Source organism: Paenibacillus sp. NPDC056933 (assembly GCF_042674385.1).
Taxonomy (GTDB): Bacteria; Bacillota; Bacilli; order Paenibacillales; family Paenibacillaceae; genus Paenibacillus.
The window spans coordinates 699,912-715,408 of the sequence record NZ_JBHUQN010000001.1 but is presented as its reverse complement, the minus strand read 5'-3'; the positions used below and the strand labels follow the sequence as shown (position 1 = coordinate 715,408).

The 15,497-nt window shown below is 47.0% G+C and carries 18 protein-coding genes, 1 tRNA gene and 1 riboswitch; of the genes, 5 read left to right on the top strand and 14 right to left on the bottom strand.

Annotated features, from left to right (window positions below):
• Positions 1 to 8: 8 nt before the first annotated feature.
• The 8 genes from ACFTRD_RS03080 to ACFTRD_RS03045 all read right to left on the bottom strand — a co-directional run bounded on the left by ACFTRD_RS03080 (position 9) and on the right by ACFTRD_RS03045 (position 6,129).
• A complete protein-coding gene (locus ACFTRD_RS03080) occupies positions 9 to 1,313 on the bottom strand; it encodes a TadA family conjugal transfer-associated ATPase (protein ID WP_379381142.1) in 1,305 nt (434 codons plus the stop codon).
• On the bottom strand, positions 1,310 to 2,533 hold the full coding sequence (locus ACFTRD_RS03075; RefSeq protein ID WP_379377684.1) for a nucleotide-binding protein: 1,224 nt from the start codon (positions 2,531 to 2,533) through the stop codon (positions 1,310 to 1,312). Before ACFTRD_RS03075 ends, ACFTRD_RS03080 begins: the two co-directional genes overlap by 4 nt.
• Positions 2,534 to 2,693: 160 nt before the next feature.
• A complete protein-coding gene (locus tag ACFTRD_RS03070; RefSeq protein WP_379377683.1) occupies positions 2,694 to 3,077 on the bottom strand; it encodes a VOC family protein in 384 nt (127 codons plus the stop codon).
• A 259-nt stretch (positions 3,078 to 3,336) separates the two neighbouring features.
• On the bottom strand, positions 3,337 to 4,200 hold the full coding sequence (locus ACFTRD_RS03065; protein ID WP_379377682.1) for a DUF6612 family protein: 864 nt from the start codon (positions 4,198 to 4,200) through the stop codon (positions 3,337 to 3,339).
• A 100-nt stretch (positions 4,201 to 4,300) separates the two neighbouring features.
• Positions 4,301 to 4,723 carry a thiol-disulfide oxidoreductase DCC family protein gene (locus ACFTRD_RS03060; protein WP_192264868.1) on the bottom strand — a complete coding sequence of 141 codons (423 nt, stop codon included), beginning with the start codon at positions 4,721 to 4,723 and terminating at the stop codon, positions 4,301 to 4,303.
• Between the two features lie 144 nt (positions 4,724 to 4,867).
• Complete coding sequence (locus ACFTRD_RS03055; RefSeq protein ID WP_192264867.1) at positions 4,868 to 5,146, bottom strand: hypothetical protein; 279 nt, start codon at positions 5,144 to 5,146, stop codon at positions 4,868 to 4,870.
• A gap of 110 nt (positions 5,147 to 5,256) precedes the next feature.
• On the bottom strand, positions 5,257 to 5,502 hold the full coding sequence (locus ACFTRD_RS03050) for a zinc ribbon domain-containing protein (protein WP_024629326.1): 246 nt from the start codon (positions 5,500 to 5,502) through the stop codon (positions 5,257 to 5,259).
• A 207-nt stretch (positions 5,503 to 5,709) separates the two neighbouring features.
• Positions 5,710 to 6,129, bottom strand: coding sequence for an organic hydroperoxide resistance protein (locus tag ACFTRD_RS03045; protein ID WP_063564421.1), 420 nt, complete (start codon positions 6,127 to 6,129; stop codon positions 5,710 to 5,712).
• A 443-nt stretch (positions 6,130 to 6,572) separates the two neighbouring features.
• Here ACFTRD_RS03045 and ACFTRD_RS03040 point away from each other — a divergent pair, with 443 nt between their 5' ends.
• A complete protein-coding gene (locus tag ACFTRD_RS03040) occupies positions 6,573 to 7,868 on the top strand; it encodes an Nramp family divalent metal transporter (protein ID WP_192273248.1) in 1,296 nt (431 codons plus the stop codon).
• A 149-nt stretch (positions 7,869 to 8,017) separates the two neighbouring features.
• Here the strand turns inward: ACFTRD_RS03040 and ACFTRD_RS03035 are convergent, their stop codons facing one another.
• Positions 8,018 to 8,707 carry an HAD family hydrolase gene (locus tag ACFTRD_RS03035; RefSeq protein ID WP_379377681.1) on the bottom strand — a complete coding sequence of 230 codons (690 nt, stop codon included), beginning with the start codon at positions 8,705 to 8,707 and terminating at the stop codon, positions 8,018 to 8,020.
• Between the two features lie 177 nt (positions 8,708 to 8,884).
• Positions 8,885 to 9,283, bottom strand: coding sequence for an HAD family hydrolase (locus ACFTRD_RS03030; RefSeq protein ID WP_228469185.1), 399 nt, complete (start codon positions 9,281 to 9,283; stop codon positions 8,885 to 8,887).
• A gap of 117 nt (positions 9,284 to 9,400) precedes the next feature.
• Positions 9,401 to 9,576, bottom strand: a riboswitch (cyclic di-AMP (ydaO/yuaA leader).
• A 367-nt stretch (positions 9,577 to 9,943) separates the two neighbouring features.
• Between ACFTRD_RS03030 and ACFTRD_RS03025 the strand changes: the two genes are divergently transcribed.
• Positions 9,944 to 10,420: a glutathione peroxidase gene (locus ACFTRD_RS03025; protein WP_024629320.1), complete on the top strand. Its 477-nt coding sequence runs from the start codon at positions 9,944 to 9,946 to the stop codon at positions 10,418 to 10,420.
• Between the two features lie 139 nt (positions 10,421 to 10,559).
• Here the strand turns inward: ACFTRD_RS03025 and ACFTRD_RS03020 are convergent.
• Positions 10,560 to 10,642 (bottom strand) — tRNA-Leu (locus ACFTRD_RS03020).
• A 420-nt stretch (positions 10,643 to 11,062) separates the two neighbouring features.
• On the opposite strand from ACFTRD_RS03020, the gene ACFTRD_RS03015 reads away from it, so the two are divergent.
• From ACFTRD_RS03015 to ACFTRD_RS03005, 3 genes are all read left to right on the top strand, one after another.
• Positions 11,063 to 11,764, top strand: a complete 702-nt coding sequence (locus ACFTRD_RS03015; protein WP_379377680.1) for an urease accessory protein UreF — start codon at positions 11,063 to 11,065, stop codon at positions 11,762 to 11,764.
• Positions 11,765 to 12,041: 277 nt separating this feature from the next.
• Positions 12,042 to 12,245, top strand: a complete 204-nt coding sequence (locus ACFTRD_RS03010) for an XRE family transcriptional regulator (protein WP_379377679.1) — start codon at positions 12,042 to 12,044, stop codon at positions 12,243 to 12,245.
• A gap of 27 nt (positions 12,246 to 12,272) precedes the next feature.
• Positions 12,273 to 12,923, top strand: a complete 651-nt coding sequence (locus ACFTRD_RS03005) for a nitrogen regulation protein NR(II) (RefSeq protein WP_379377678.1) — start codon at positions 12,273 to 12,275, stop codon at positions 12,921 to 12,923.
• A gap of 25 nt (positions 12,924 to 12,948) precedes the next feature.
• Here the strand turns inward: ACFTRD_RS03005 and urtE are convergent, their stop codons facing one another.
• From urtE to urtC, 3 genes are read right to left on the bottom strand one after another with little or no spacing between them, the layout of a single operon-like run.
• Positions 12,949 to 13,644 (bottom strand): urea ABC transporter ATP-binding subunit UrtE, encoded by a 696-nt coding sequence (gene urtE, locus ACFTRD_RS03000; protein WP_379377677.1) that lies wholly within the window; start codon positions 13,642 to 13,644, stop codon positions 12,949 to 12,951.
• Positions 13,622 to 14,431 carry an urea ABC transporter ATP-binding protein UrtD gene (gene urtD / locus ACFTRD_RS02995; protein WP_379377676.1) on the bottom strand — a complete coding sequence of 270 codons (810 nt, stop codon included), beginning with the start codon at positions 14,429 to 14,431 and terminating at the stop codon, positions 13,622 to 13,624. The genes urtE and urtD overlap by 23 nt, the downstream gene beginning before the upstream one ends.
• Positions 14,394 to 15,488, bottom strand: coding sequence for an urea ABC transporter permease subunit UrtC (gene urtC, locus ACFTRD_RS02990; RefSeq protein WP_379377675.1), 1,095 nt, complete (start codon positions 15,486 to 15,488; stop codon positions 14,394 to 14,396). The genes urtD and urtC overlap by 38 nt, the downstream gene beginning before the upstream one ends.
• Between the last annotated feature and the right edge of the window lie 9 nt (positions 15,489 to 15,497).

The following is a 15,497-nucleotide window of genomic DNA, read 5'->3' as shown; positions in this document are numbered from 1 at the left end:
AAAATCAACTAGTCTACGTTGTTATCCGATTCAATGAACCCATCACTAAAACGTTCTATGTACTCGTTCAGCCATTCTCCAAGTCCCGCCATCTGAATTTTTTCCACTTGTCTTAGCTTCCCTACCTGCACGAGTCCGCCAATAATTTTGTCTTCTTTTTCTTCAATCTCTTGGAAACGAAACAGTGGATTCAGCAGCACTTCTCCCTCCTGCATGCCGATCACTTCGCTAATCTCGGTCACTCGACGTGAACGGTCTCGCAGTCGGGATAAATGCACAAAAATATCAATTGCCGAGCTAATCTGCTGCCGAACAACAGCAATGGGAAGATCCGCTCCGCTGAGCACCATGGTCTCCAATCTGCTGATCATATCGGAGATCGTATTTGCGTGTCCCGTTGACAACGAGCCATCATGTCCAGTATTCATGGCCTGCAACATATCCAGCGCTTCCGCCCCCCGTACCTCACCAATGACAATTCGATTCGGACGCATCCGCAAGGATGATTTGATCAGGTCCCGAATGGATATTTGGCCCTTGCCCTCGGTATTGGCATTCCGTGTTTCCAGCGATACCAGATTCGGTACCGTTACAATCTGTAATTCAGCAGAGTCCTCAATCGTAATAATCCGTTCATCCGCCGGGATATACTGGGATAATGCGTTGAGAAAAGTTGTTTTTCCCGATCCAGTTCCACCGCCGATAAAAATATTGTATTTGCTGCGCACCAACTGCTGCAGCAATTCTGCCGCTGCTTCATGCAGGGCACCTTTATCAATCAGATCGGACATTTTCATCGGTTCACTCGGGAATTTACGAATCGTCATGGTCGGGCCTTTCAACGCAATCGGAGGCAGCACGATATTGACACGCGAGCCGTCTTTTAACCGCGCATCTACAATTGGAGAAGACTCATTCACAATCCGGTTCACCCCGGATACAATCATCTGGATAATGTCTTCCAATCGTTCACTGGACTCGAATTCCAGTGTGATCTGTCTGACTTCACCTTCCTGCTCAACGAAGATCTCCCGGTGGCTGTTGATCATTATCTCCGTGATCTCGGGATGATCCACCAATGGTTGCAGGATATCCAATCCTCGAAAGGAGTCAAATAACCGCTGCACCAACGTATGCCGCTCCCCGGAGGTCAGATCATCCAGCTTCGGATCAGAAAGCACTTTACGCTCAATTCCCTGCCACAGTTCTTCGTCCCCTGCAGAGGACGTTAGATCCAGGCCAGCCCTGACCTCCCGACGCATGATTTGAAACTGTTCTTCACGGTCCAGTATCACCTTGGATGCATCCGTCATAACGACCACCCATCACCCTTCTGCATTCGTCCCGCCTGCTTCAGTTCTTCTTCCCCATCTTGTACGATCATGGCGCAGAGTCTCTTTACTTCGCGTTGAAAGATCGGTGAGCTAAGCATCACTTCCTCCTTACTCAGCTGCTTCCAGGAAGGGATATAGGGCAGCACTGCGTCCAGATGCAGATCGGGTCTTGGCAGGACGTTGATGACACTGTCCCGGTACTTGTTAACAACGAAGCGGGCACGATCCAGTACACTATCAAGGAATTCCGGCCTTGTGCGCTCCATATGCTGCATCCATTGACCCCAGCGGTGCATAGAAGAGATGTCATCCTCAATCAGCCAGACGAATGCATCTGCACGATCCAGAATCCCTTCACTGCGACCATCCCAGCCTGAATCCCCATCCAGAATGAGCACATCATACTGTCCGCAGTCCGCCAGATACCGGATCAGGATTTTCGTATCCTCATGGGACATTTGCAGCAGTTCCTTCCGATTGGACAGCGGCCAGAATACATCCGACTTCAAAGCTTCGTGACGAAGCACGTAGCTGTCAACACCTTTGGACAAAGATTGCACTTGTCCCTGTTTACCTGATTCCTTCCTGCCCACCTTCAAATCGTAAAGCAGACGTGACAGTCCCGTTTCTGCATCAGCTATACGCTGTGCACTTCTAGACAATCCCTTTTCCAGAAACGGCATCGAACTATCCAGCGTCTCCAAATTGAGATACAGAACGGCATATCCTGCAATCCCCAGCTGCTTCGCCATATGCATTGCCACCGCAGTCTTGCCACTTCCTCCGGAAGCAGATACAACTGCAATGGATAGCGTCTCCTGTCCTGGGCGATGGACCTTCCTCCGACGGGGCTGGTGGCAAGCGTTAAGAACAGCATCTAACAGTGCAGGCAAAGGTTGATATTTCATCAGCCGTTTGTCCTCATCCACCTCATCCAGTCCTTCACTGAGCGTCAACCAAGGAATACCCGAGGTTTCGCCACCATTACTCAGCCAGTTGTTCAGAAACTCCGGTTCCGCAACCACAAGATCTGGCAGTTCCCTGCCTTCCTGTTCATTCATGTGATCCCTGAACGGTTCCCATTGTGAAAAAGCAGTAAAGCGTATACCGGAGCCAGGCTGGCTCCCTTGTACAAAATCAAGCCAGGCACTAATATATTCTTTGTCTTTGGAAGCCAGCACTGCCTTTAGAACAATCAATTTTTCTTCCCTCCCTGCAAAAATGCACAAAAAAAGCACCGTCCAATAACCGCAAAATATGCAGTATATGGACGGTGCTTCCGTCACGTGCTATGAATGTATGGATAATATAGCATACAATTTCTGGGGGAGCAAGGCATTTATTCAAACGCAAATACAATCAAGAATGATAAGGCGCATCGAACTCAATAATATTGCGGTCAGGATCAAGCACAAAAATCTGTGCAAACCCGGCAACGCTATCCGGTCTTGCCTCATATTCAATCCCATGTTGTTCAAGCCAGGCCAAAGTCTGCTTGTAACTCTTCACCCAGATCGCAAAATGTCCATCCGTTGTATCAATCCCGGCATTACGAAGCGTGTGTCCCTCCGGATATTGCAACAGATGAAGCTGCTGACTTCCAATCGCATACCATGTGCCTGTGGAGTTGAAAGGCGGACGTTCAATCTCCTGCATACGGAGCAAACCGGAATAAAATTTCTTCGCGACCTCCAGATCACGTACAGCCAGACTCACGTGGTGTATATGTGCATATTCAATCATTTCTTCGACCTCCACTCTTAAATAGACTTCCTTCAACTTCCCATCAACTCTAAATTCAATCGCTTACATGACTATACTATACCACCTTGAACCCGACCAGGATGCAAGCAAAAAAAGAAAACACCCCTGATTCATTCGTGGAACGTGTCGGTTCACACAAATGGATCAAAGGTGCCTTTCAAACGATATATCATCCTATCCCTGGATAGGATGATATTCTCATCAGAGAATATCATTCCGCTTTACAGCTGATGGATTCTTATTTCGCACTATCCAATGCTTCTTGCGGGATCTTGATCTCTTCCACGCCGTTATGGTTGGAGAACGTGCTGGTCATTTTCATGTCCATCGAAATTTTCTGTCCCTCCTGCTCCATCTCCATGACCATGTTGACATCCGTATTTGCAGGCAGGTAGGTTTCTTTGTTAATCATATATTTCATTTTCATGCTGGTAATATTCATTTGATCAAGCATCGCTTGAGTTTGAGCATCCGATCCGTTTTGCTCCATGACCGCTTTGGCCAGTTCCTTCACGTTATCACCGGATACGTCAGCGTTAATGACGTAGTGGTCTCCCTCTTCCGTAATCTTGGTGTCTTCGGCAATCTTTTTGAATTGCTCCAGTTCACCTTCCGGATTCATGCTTGCCTTCATCTGCTCAATCAGTGGTTTCGTTTGTTCATCGGGAATTTTGACCCATTGCTCTCCCACCTGCGAATAGATGTTATCCGAAGTGATGTACTGCTTCACATTCTGCCCTTCCTGTCCGGACATTTCCATTTTCATCTCCTGATAGATCATCATCGGATCTTTGATGATATCCATCTTCAGCGATGTTTTCACCTGTTGATCCTGGGACTGTTCGCCAGCCGCCAGTTTCAAATTTTGATCAATATTGGCTTCAGTCGTGAAGCTTTTGATGTCTTTGGTCGCAGCATTCGTTTTCTCAATCAACTCGTCCAATGTAGGGATCTTTGTCTCCTGCTCCGCAGTTGTATTGCCCTCGTTAGACGTTTCGTTGCCAGCTGGGGGTGTTGCCGTACTGTTATCCGCATCGCTACCACAAGCTGTCATGCTTACTGCTAATAATGCCCCAATAAATAATGTAGTCCACTTCTTCAAATGATTTGCCTCCCAATATAGAGTTTATCCGTAGTCATTACCCAATTATTTCCGTTATTAATCAACAGGTAATGATACAATATGTCTCATGTCAGGTTTTTTAAAGAAATCGATCCTTTATTTCAGGCGTAGGCAGCATGCACGCTTCATCTTTACCGAACCAGCGATACCGGTTGCGAGCTACCATGTTATAGATGGCGTTCCGAATAAACTTCGGTACAATAATCAACCCGTACAATAATGGATAAGGGAATTTGAGTCCTTTGGCCAGTCTCAGCGCCGCAGTTGAACGTGTGTAATATTTTCCGTCCACAATGAGTACAAACGTATCCATGCTGTCTGTGGACAGATTGCCCTTCTCAAGCAATTTTTTTGCTACATCCGATTGGAGTGATGCAAAATGATATGTCCCCTCGGGATCACGCTTGATAATCCATTTGGTTAATCCCTGGCAGAAATGACAGACTCCGTCCACAAGCACAATCGGGTGTCCCTGATGCTGATCCGTTTGATTTACTGTCATAATCGTGGCCTCCTCACGTGTGCTATTAGAGTAACTTACCCGTTTTGAGTCATCCCGGTCGCTTTTTTTTACATTTATTTAAGTGTAACGGAAAATAGAAAAAGAGCGCAGGCTCTGTGCCCACGCTCGTATCTGTCTTGGCAATTACTCAGCAATTGCCTTTTCCATCCATTGGTCATCGATCATTTGTTGATGCAGGTCATTTGCCCACTGGTCCATGCATTTGCAAATGAAATCTTTGCGGCATACTGGACAAGGCGTTTTCTGCAGACGGCTAATTGCAGTCATTTTCCATTCCGGGGATTTGGAATAGAATACACGGCATTGTGTGCCATCTACCAATTTCATGGTAAATTCATACAATCCGTCTTTTTCGTTTTTGCTGGCTACTTGCAATTTTGCAATACTTGGTCTATAAGACATGGATATCACCTGTTAATTCAAATTTGGTTCATGCATTGACATTGACACTGACACTTCTCAGTACTAAGTCATATTAAAGAAATTTTAGTTCGATGTCAACTCACACACCTTTATCCACCAAACAGAATATCAAGAATGGTACCCACCTGCCCCTGTTTTTTACCCTTTAGCACATCTGGATCGAACACTTCAACATACCCACAGGAAGAACAGGCGACGAAGAGATAATGATTGTGCTGAATATCAAACATCTTGCTAAGACCTGCCCCTGACATGGATACTTCCTTAATGTTACAGTCCGTCCCCCTGCATTTTGTACATACAAATCGCCGCTCGATCATCTCTTCAATACTCATTATCCTTCCCCCTTCTTCGAATGTATGACATCAAGCAAGAGTAGATTATGTAAAATAGTACGCTGTTCAACATGCAATTTCCTGCATCACAACTGTATTTTAAAATACAAAACCCTGCCGAATACCAGCAGGGTCTTGTGCTTGAACATCAGGTATCCAAGGATACTCTGCTTCAATATGTTCCCCGTTACTCCATCGAGTCACGGCTTAGACTACATTAAGTACCACATCAATATTACCGCGTGTTGCTTTGGAGTACGGACAGAAATCATGTGCCTTGCGCGCCAGATCTTCAGCTTGACTGTGATCCACGCCAGGCATGCTCACGTCCAGACGAACCGACAGTTGGAAACCGTCATCCGCAGGATCTTTGCCGATGGATACGTTACTTGTAACGACCACATTCTCCAGCTTCACACCTGCTTTACGGGCGACATTGGCAAGTGCACTTTCATAACATGCGCCATATCCAGCGGCAAAAAGCTGCTCGGGGTTTGTCCCTTCACCACCGGAACCACCCAGCTCTTTAGGCATTTTCAAATCATGTTTGAGCACACCATCCGAAGAAGCCACTGAACCTGTACGTCCACCTTTAACTGTCGCTGTTGCTGTATATAAAGCTTCCATTAAAAATCTCTCCTTCACCTTCGATTTTTTTGCTGCCTACTATTCAATTTAAACTTCTGGCTTATTTTGAAACGTACTGGAGCCCTTATTCAGCTTTTACATCTTTATCATTTTCATGCATTTGAGACATCATAGGTAATTTATCCAAGCTTGGGTAATATACTAAGGCACAATTCACTCCTCGCCATATTTTGTCCTTATACACAAAAGTTGCACTAGACAAAAATAATTGAAGGAGTACAATGTATGTATCGACATAAACGTTTGGACATATCGAAAGCAGTTTATTAACGCTTTTGATTTTGGTTTCAATTTTCAAATTTAATCTAAGGAGACACAACGTTTCCTCTTCATATAGAATATCAATACTTCAAAGTCGGGTGATTATTATGAGTAAAAGAAATCTCTTCAACACTCCTTCAAATGAGCCATTGGCTGCGGGTATGGCCCCTTCTCTAGGGGAAGCCCATAACTCCATGAAGGTGCCTCAGAATGCTGCATGGTGGAAGAAATTCCTTGCCTTTGTTGGCCCAGGTTACCTGGTTGCCGTAGGTTATATGGACCCCGGAAACTGGGCAACCGATATTGCGGGTGGTTCACAGTTTGGGTATACCTTATTATCCGTTATTTTGATCTCGAACCTGATGGCAGTTGTGCTGCAGTCACTCGCTGGTAAACTCGGAATTGTTACGGGTAGAGATCTGGCTCAAGCCTGTCGTGAACGGTTCAGTATGCCTGTCGTCATGATGTTATGGATTTTGTGTGAGCTTGCGATTGCAGCCACCGACCTTGCGGAGGTCATTGGTTCAGCGATCGCGCTTAAGCTGCTCTTTAACATTCCTATGTTATATGGCGTTATTATTACCGCAGTTGATGTACTGGTCATTCTTCTGTTGCAAAATAAAGGTTTCCGCGCATTGGAATCCCTCGTCATTGTGCTGATGGCTACCATCGCCCTCTGCTTCGGTATTGACCTGTTTCTCGCTAAACCGGATATGGGCGGCGTCATGCATGGTTTTGTACCCAGTGCCGAGATTTTGCAAAATCCAGCCATGCTCTACATCGCTATCGGAATTATCGGTGCAACCGTCATGCCCCATAACCTGTATCTGCATTCTTCCATCGTGCAGACCCGTCAGATTGAACAGACACCTCAGGGTAAAAAAGAAGCGATTCGGTATTCCACCATGGATTCAACCATCGCTTTAACGCTGGCCCTGTTCATCAATGCAGCCATCCTGATTGTATCAGCTGCCGTGTTCCATAGCGCAGGCATGACCCAGGTTGCGGAAATTACAGATGCCTACCATCTGTTGACACCTCTGCTGGGTACCACCATTGCAAGCATCCTGTTCGGTGTAGCGCTGCTGGCTTCAGGCCAGAACTCAACACTCACTGGTACGCTGTCCGGGCAGATTGTAATGGAAGGATTCCTGAACATTCGTATTCCGGCCTGGCTTCGTCGTCTGGTCACACGTCTAATCGCCATCATCCCGGCTGTAATCGTTACAGCCATTGCCGGAGAGCACGGAACAGAGGAACTGCTCATTCTGAGTCAGGTTGTACTGTCGCTGCAGCTGCCCTTTGCCGTCATCCCGCTGGTGATGTTTACGAGTGACAAAAAAAGCATGGGGGCATTTGCCAATAAGTTATGGCTCAAAATCATCTCCTGGATCATTGCCGGAGTTATCGTTATCCTGAATGTGTATCTGATCATCCAGACCATTCTGTTGTTCTAGGTAAGGCAATATTTTTCATAACTCAAAAAGGCTGATCGACTCAAGTAATATATCTCTTGAGTCGATCAGCCTTTTGTATGGTGTTGGTGCAACTTGATCCTAAAGCATATCCATATCCATATCGATTAGATTTCATATAACGCTATAGGTTAATTGTCTGATTTTTGAGTTACCAACAACGGAAGTAGTTCCTCCAGTGATTCAATCGTCCAGTCGGGACGATCTTCGTCTGCAAGCTCTGGCTGAAATCTGCCATACCCCTGTAAAATTCGGATCGTATGCATGCCCAGCTTCTTGGCCGGAATGATATCATTATCAATCCGATCTCCAATCATAACCGCTTCTTCTGGTTTACACCCTGCCTGTTTTAGCGCCACAGCATACAACCCAGGATCAGGCTTGGACACTCCTTCTTCAGCCGAACAGGCCAGCACATCGACATACTTGCGCAAACCGTAGCTATCCAGTCGACTCTCTGTTCCCGGGCTTTGATTGGCAATAATGCCAATCTTATAGTGCTGCGACAACGTCTGGAGAACAGAGCTGGCTGACGCGAAGGGGCGCTCAAGCTCTTTGCGGAACTTCAGCTTCTCCTGGATCTGTTCGCGGTGCCCCTCATCACTGATTAGGGTTCGAATAGCCAATTTCATCGGCCATTGCTCGTAATTTCGGTAAGAGGCGGCAAATATTTCCCGCACCGTCTGCATCTCCACCTGATAACCAAGCGCACAAGCCTCACGCACGAACTGACCGATAATATCATCCACCGGCTCCCATTCGTCCACGAGCGTATCCCCCACATCAAAGAACAACCATTGTATCCCACGTACTTCCGGCACGCCTATTCCTCCTCGTTAGCCACAGGAAATTCTTATCCCCATTTCCCAAACCATAAAAAAGAAGACCCACCATCATGCATGAGTCTCCTCAAGATTCCGTTTATTTATGATTTCAATTATAACAGGCAGCTGACACCGGATCAATCACAGGTATGGAACAGGAACAACAACTAAACACTACCCATTAAGCAGGAACCCCACTTCCCCATTTAAAGAGTACACAATCCGGTCAGCTCCCATCCCCCGATAGATCCCTTTCGGATGGCTCTGTTCTGTAATGACACACAAGGACTTGGATGTCCATGAGCGGCAGATCTGCAAATATCGACAGGTCAGGTTTAGGCTATTTTCAAAAATAAAAACATTGCCGACACTCCCTTGCGGCAAAAACCATTTCTGAGCTGCAGCCGTGTTCATGCGAATGACATGCTCCACACCGATTCTCCGGAGCCTGCGCTCTTCACCTGCACTGTTGGTCAGAACGGCAAACGGCATTTTTTTGTACATCAGCAATTTGATAAATTTACGTCCTGCTTCATTTGGAGCAGTCACTAAGATCATCTCTTTATCCATCATTCGTTCCTCCCTTGGCGTGAAAAGACAACAAAAAAGAAGCGTGGGGGACCAAGGCCTCCCGGACGCTTCTTCATTAATCCACAGCAAAAAGACACTATGAACCAGCGTACGGCTTGTTGCCTCTCCCTTTAACGCTTACGAGGTTAGCTGACGGATTCGGACGCGAGAGTCGCCCTATTTCCGGCTGTCACCGGAAAATTCACCCCATGGATGCCTACTGTCCTGGACAGTTCATCCTGTTGGTTCCCCCGTTTCCCACCCATGAATGAATGGAAACTCAGCGATTAAAACATCGTTCCTTTGTGAACATAATCAGAGCGATATTATCGTTTGTTTCGTTTTTCATGTAAAATTTAATTTAATTGGAATTACGATATGAATCATACACCCATGCCCTATCGGTGTAAAGTCTGTGCAGATCACCGAATCGACGGATTTTTGCCATTTCGCATCAATAATAACGCTTACAACATATCCATTCTCTACCCATCTCGTCAAAGCTCTCTAATTCTCCCTTTAGCGAAATTCACATAGCTAATCATTCACAGTTCATACACGGAAGGCTTACATTGTGCTTAAAAAAGAAATTTAAATTTTGCAATATTTAATTGCAATCAATATAATAGGAGATAAGAAGAATATGAAATGGAGGCGATTCTCATATCAGTCTACGACTACAAAGTAAACACCCTTCGCGGTCAGGAAGTTGAAATGTCCAACTATCGTGACAAAGTACTGCTTATCGTGAACACAGCAAGTCAATGCGGTCTCACACCCCAATTTAAAGGGCTGCAAGAACTTCAGGACAAATTCAAAGACTCCCCGTTTGAAGTGCTCGGTTTTCCAAGCAACCAGTTCGCACAGGAAAAAGGTTCTTCCGATGATATTGCCGAGTTCTGTCAGATGAACTACGGTGTCAGCTTCCCGATGTTTGAGAAAATCGATGTGAACGGTTCAAGCGCTCATCCTCTATTTCAGCATCTTACCAAAGAAGCACCGGGCGTACTTGGCTCCAAAGCTATCAAATGGAACTTCACCAAATTCCTTGTGGATCAAAATGGACGTGTTCTGAAACGGTATGCCCCCAAAACAACACCTGATAAAATTGAAGCAGATATTAAAGAATTGCTCAAATAACAAGATAACGATCACCCGCATCCCGTGGACAGAGGAACCTCTACCGGGTAACGGGTGATTTTTTCTCTGTCCTATTACTATAGAAAAACAAAAAAAAAGAAGCTCCCCAGTATGGGAAGCTTCTTTATCAATCTTATAATGCGGTCGAGAGGACTCGAACCTCCACGGGCATACGCCCACTACCCCCTCAAGATAGCGTGTCTGCCATTCCACCACGACCGCATGTCGTAAATAATCGGCAACAGAATTGATTATACCCGGTTCATGTTAAAATGTAAAGCATTTTTAATATTATCATTTCAACTGCGCTTTTCCTTCCATAAATCGTATTATCTCGTCATTTTCTCCTATGAACCGCATATGATTAAATTTGATCTCGTTTAATACCCGATTAGGCTGATCCCCCCCTACTTTTATAAGAAACAGACAACTCATTCACTTTTTTCGAATATAACTTTTAAAGTTATATAAATTAACATTATAAGATTTTTAAATTTAAAAACCAAGAAACTATTGACAAAAAGCGGATAATTATGTGAATATATATATCATATAATTCGGATTTACACACATAAAGCGAACTAAAAAGGAGTTTAAATGTTATTTAACATAACATTTAACGAACGTAGGAGGCGAAAGACTGTGAACCGTGGGAATAAGCTGCTCGATTACGTCAAACTGCTTGATTCCTCTATCCAGGTAGGAGGGTTCACCCATTCCTTCGGTATGGATACCCATATCGCTGAAGGGACCATTCGTAGTGCCGAAGATCTTGAATCATTCATGCGCTGTCAATTGCACCCCAGCATCGTCCGTCTGGAAGGCATGGCGATTAAAGGTATCTACACTGCCACAGATCATAATGACGCGTGGCGTACAGCCCTCATCGACAAGCTCGTCCATGTCCAGCGGACCCCAGTACACCTCAGAGAACACGCCTCCACAATGGGCAAACGACTGATTAAGCTGGCTCACGCACTCCACCCCTGGATTGATTTTAGCGAACTTGAACAAACCTTGGCTAAGTATGAATCCGTTGGCTGCCTCTCCACTGTTCACGCCTGGATTAACCACCACCTCGATATCCCTGTCGAGGAGGCGGTCCTGGGTTATCTGCATTCAGCCATGAGTGCCTGCATAACCGAAGCCTCCAAAGTCATCCCCCTCAACACCAATACAACACAGGACCTGTTGGTTCGCCTGGCCGCAGACCTGGAGCATGAATGGCATACCGTCAGCGCCTCCGCTGCGGATGGACTGGTACAACCAACCTCAATGTCCATGAAAGCATTGTTCCCCAGCTTTCACATGCTTGGAGCAGGCCTTCACGCCTACAGGGCGTAATCTCTACCCCCTTCGCCTCCATATCACTCACCTCCTCATACAGTAAGACACAAAAAACACGCCGCAACCTCCTTGCTGGCGTGTTTTTTATGTCAATTATGTTGCCTGTTTAACGCATTTACGCCATTTAACATATTAAAATACACTTATTTCCGTATTTTTTAATTGTTAGATGACGCAATTACGTATATAATAAATCTTACAGCTCGCATATCCATATATTTTACATCAAGAATGACCGGCTGAATACTACATTCTAACTGAGGGGTGAACCCTTTTGAACAAAAAGAAACCTGTTACTCCGTTCGGTTGGGCGATCAAACGACGGCTAACCGAACTCCAGGTCGACCAGAAGACATTTTGCGAACAGCACGGCATTCCGCCATACCGTCTCTCCAATCTCATTCACGGCACACGCAAAGCAACCAGGTTCAGGAACCAGGTCGCAGACATTTTGGGAATTCCTGATGATTTAAGATAAGATTTCTGCCAAGGAGGACCTCATTTCATGAGATATTTAATATCCGATCTGGAGAGATTATCGTTCCAGTCCATGCATCACCAGCTCATCATCGTTGACCACAACTGGATCATTCGAAGCTGCAACACCGCTTGGCAGCAGGGGCTCGGACAGCCGCCTACCAAGCTGGACATATCAGACACTTCCAGAACACCAGAAACATCCCATTACCTCCAGCTCATGGAGGCGTGGATATCACGCGAGGAGAAAGCAAAGAATGCGAAGATTGTTCAAGAGTTGAAAAATATCACCAAACCCTTTAACGACTGTTGTACATACGAGATTTCCATTCAAACGACCCACAGGGAGCAGCGCTGGTTCCGTCTGGAGCTTACCCCGTTAAGGCAGGCCGATCCAACTCTGCTGTCTGATCTTGCCCTAATTGCTCACACAGATGTCACCGAACAGAAACACATAGAACAGCAGCTAAAGAAGGCCCTGTCCGAAGTTCGCACATTACGCGGGCTGCTGCCCATCTGCGCTGTCTGCAAACAGATCAAGGATGAACAGGACGCCTGGAACTCTGTCGAGAGTTATCTGGAGAAGCACACACATGCCGAATTCACCCATGATATCTGCCCGGATTGCATCCGAAGACTATATCCCAAATACTCCAACATTTTGGACAAGCGCTCCTAAACTCATCCTACGCCATGAACCTTGGCTACACAGACAGATGGTGCTCAAACTGCGACATATCCAGCTCTCGCGGTGTCCCTTGCAGTGCAATCGCTCCTTTGTCCATTACATAGATATAATCTGCAGCACCGCGTACAAAATCAATGCTTTGCTCCACCAGCAAGATAGAGATCTCGCCCTTTGCCTTAATTTGCAAAATAACCTGCCGGATATCCTCTACGATGGAAGGCTGGATGCCTTCTGTCGGCTCATCCAGAAGCAGCAGTCCGGGCCGGGAAGCGAGCGCGCGGGCGAATGCCAGCTGCTGCTGCTGCCCCCCACTCAGATCACCACCCTGCCGTCCATACATCGTGGCAAGCACCGGAAACATCGCCAGCACATCCTCCGGTAACGTCTTCACACCCGGAGCGCCGGTCTCCAGTCCCAGCAACAAATTCTCCTTAACCGTAAGCTGAGGGAAAATTTCCCGCCCTTGCGGCACATAGCCAATCCCCGCCCTGGCCCGTTTGGCTGAGTCATGGGCGGATAACTCCTCACCTTTCCACTGGATACTGCCCTTGCGTGTTTTAAGTAGTCCCATCAAGGTTTTCATCAGGGTAGTCTTTCCCACGCCATTGCGACCCATCAGACACACCACCTGACCTGGCTCAACATCCAGATTCACGCCCCGCAGTACATTGCTTTCCCCATAACCGGATTCAATTCGTTTCAGCGACAGCATGGTCATCTCTCCTTTTGCCCAGGTACACTTCAGCCACCCTCGGATCTTCCTGCACTTCCGCCATCGTTCCTTCCTTCAAGAGCTTGCCTTCATGCATTACCGTTACTTTGGCCGCATACTCGCGAACAAATTCCATATCATGCTCTACCACTACAACAGACCTTTCACGCGCAATCTCCTGCAATAATCGGCCCGTCTTATGTGTTTCCTCATCCGTCATGCCTGCCGCAGGTTCATCCAGCAGCAATACACGCGGCTCCTGCAGCAGAAGCATGCCAATTTCGAGCCACTGCTTCTCCCCGTGCGATAGCGCCCCTGCAAGCGCGTCCACACGGTCCTGCAAACCAATCTGGTGCGTAATCCGTTCCATCGCTGAACTTGTTTTGCCATAACGTCGAATACCCAGAGCCTGCAAGGGAAAACGACGAGTCTCCGCAGCCAGCATCAGGTTCTCCTGCACGGTCAGACCCCCAAAGATCGAGGGAGCCTGGAATTTGCGTCCTACCCCTTTCCGTACAATCTGATGCTCCTTCAGACGAGTCAGTTCCGTACCATCAGCCATCTTTACCGCACCGGACACAGGCTTGGTCTTGCCGCAAATGACATCCAGCATCGTGGTTTTCCCCGCACCATTGGGGCCGATCAGAAAATGCAAATCATGCTCATACAGCTTCAGATTCATGCCTTTGACCGCAACAAAGCCTCCAAACGCTACCGTAATTCCTTCAGCGACCAAGACCACCGGAACCTCAGTAGACTTCAGGTTTTTCCTGACTGACTGGAACATGCACAACCTCTCCTCTCCGCTTCAGCAAACGAACCACGTGACGGTACACACCAACAAGCCCATTTGGCATGAACAATACCACCGTTACAAAGAGTCCTCCGATCACAAATAACCAACCTTCCGGATAAGCCTCACTGATGCCGGTTTTGGCTGCATTCAGCACCACAGCTCCGATCACCGCACCAATCAGTGTTCCACGCCCACCCAACGCAACCCATAACACCATTTCAATGGAAGGTATAATCCCCATCATGGAAGGCGATATAATCCCTACCTGGAGTACAAATAACATTCCAGCGATTCCCGCAAGCGCTCCGGAAAGGGCAAAAGCCAGCGTTTTGAACCCTGCCGGGTCATATCCAAGAAAGCGAACCCGATTCTCCCCATCCCGCGCAGCTTCAAGCACCTGACCGAACCTGCTGTTCACAACCCGGCGACAGAGCAGATAGGCGAGCACCAGAACGGCGAGCGTTATATAGTAGAGTGCGATTGTTGTCCCTGCTGAATGAAGTGTGAATCCAAAGATGGCGTTATATCCAGTAATACCATTGGTCCCTCCTGTCCATTCCTGTTTGCCAACAAACAACGTTACGGTAATGAGGACAAGCGCTTGCGTCAGGATCGTAAAATAAACGCCAGTAATCCGGTTACGGAACGTAAACCAACCCAGAGCAAAGGCCAGTAATGCCGGGAGGGCAATACCCAGTAATAACGCTACCGGGAACGACCTGAACGGTTCCCAAAACCACGGGAGACTACTAAGACCACTCCATCCCATAAAGTCAGGAAGAGTAGCACCACTGGCCTGCAGCTTCAGATACATCGCCATGGCGTAACCGCCCAGTCCGAAAAACACACCATGCCCCAGACTAAGTACACCTCCATACCCCCAGATCAGATCCAGACCGATGGCCAGAATGGCCAGCGCCAGGAATTTCGCCAATAGACTAAGCCGGAATTCCGTGGAAATGAGCGGAGCAAGACACATCATGATCAGGACAACCGCCCAGATGATCTTCATTTTCAGACTACCCGTCTTGAGAAGTGCAGACATCATATAACCCCC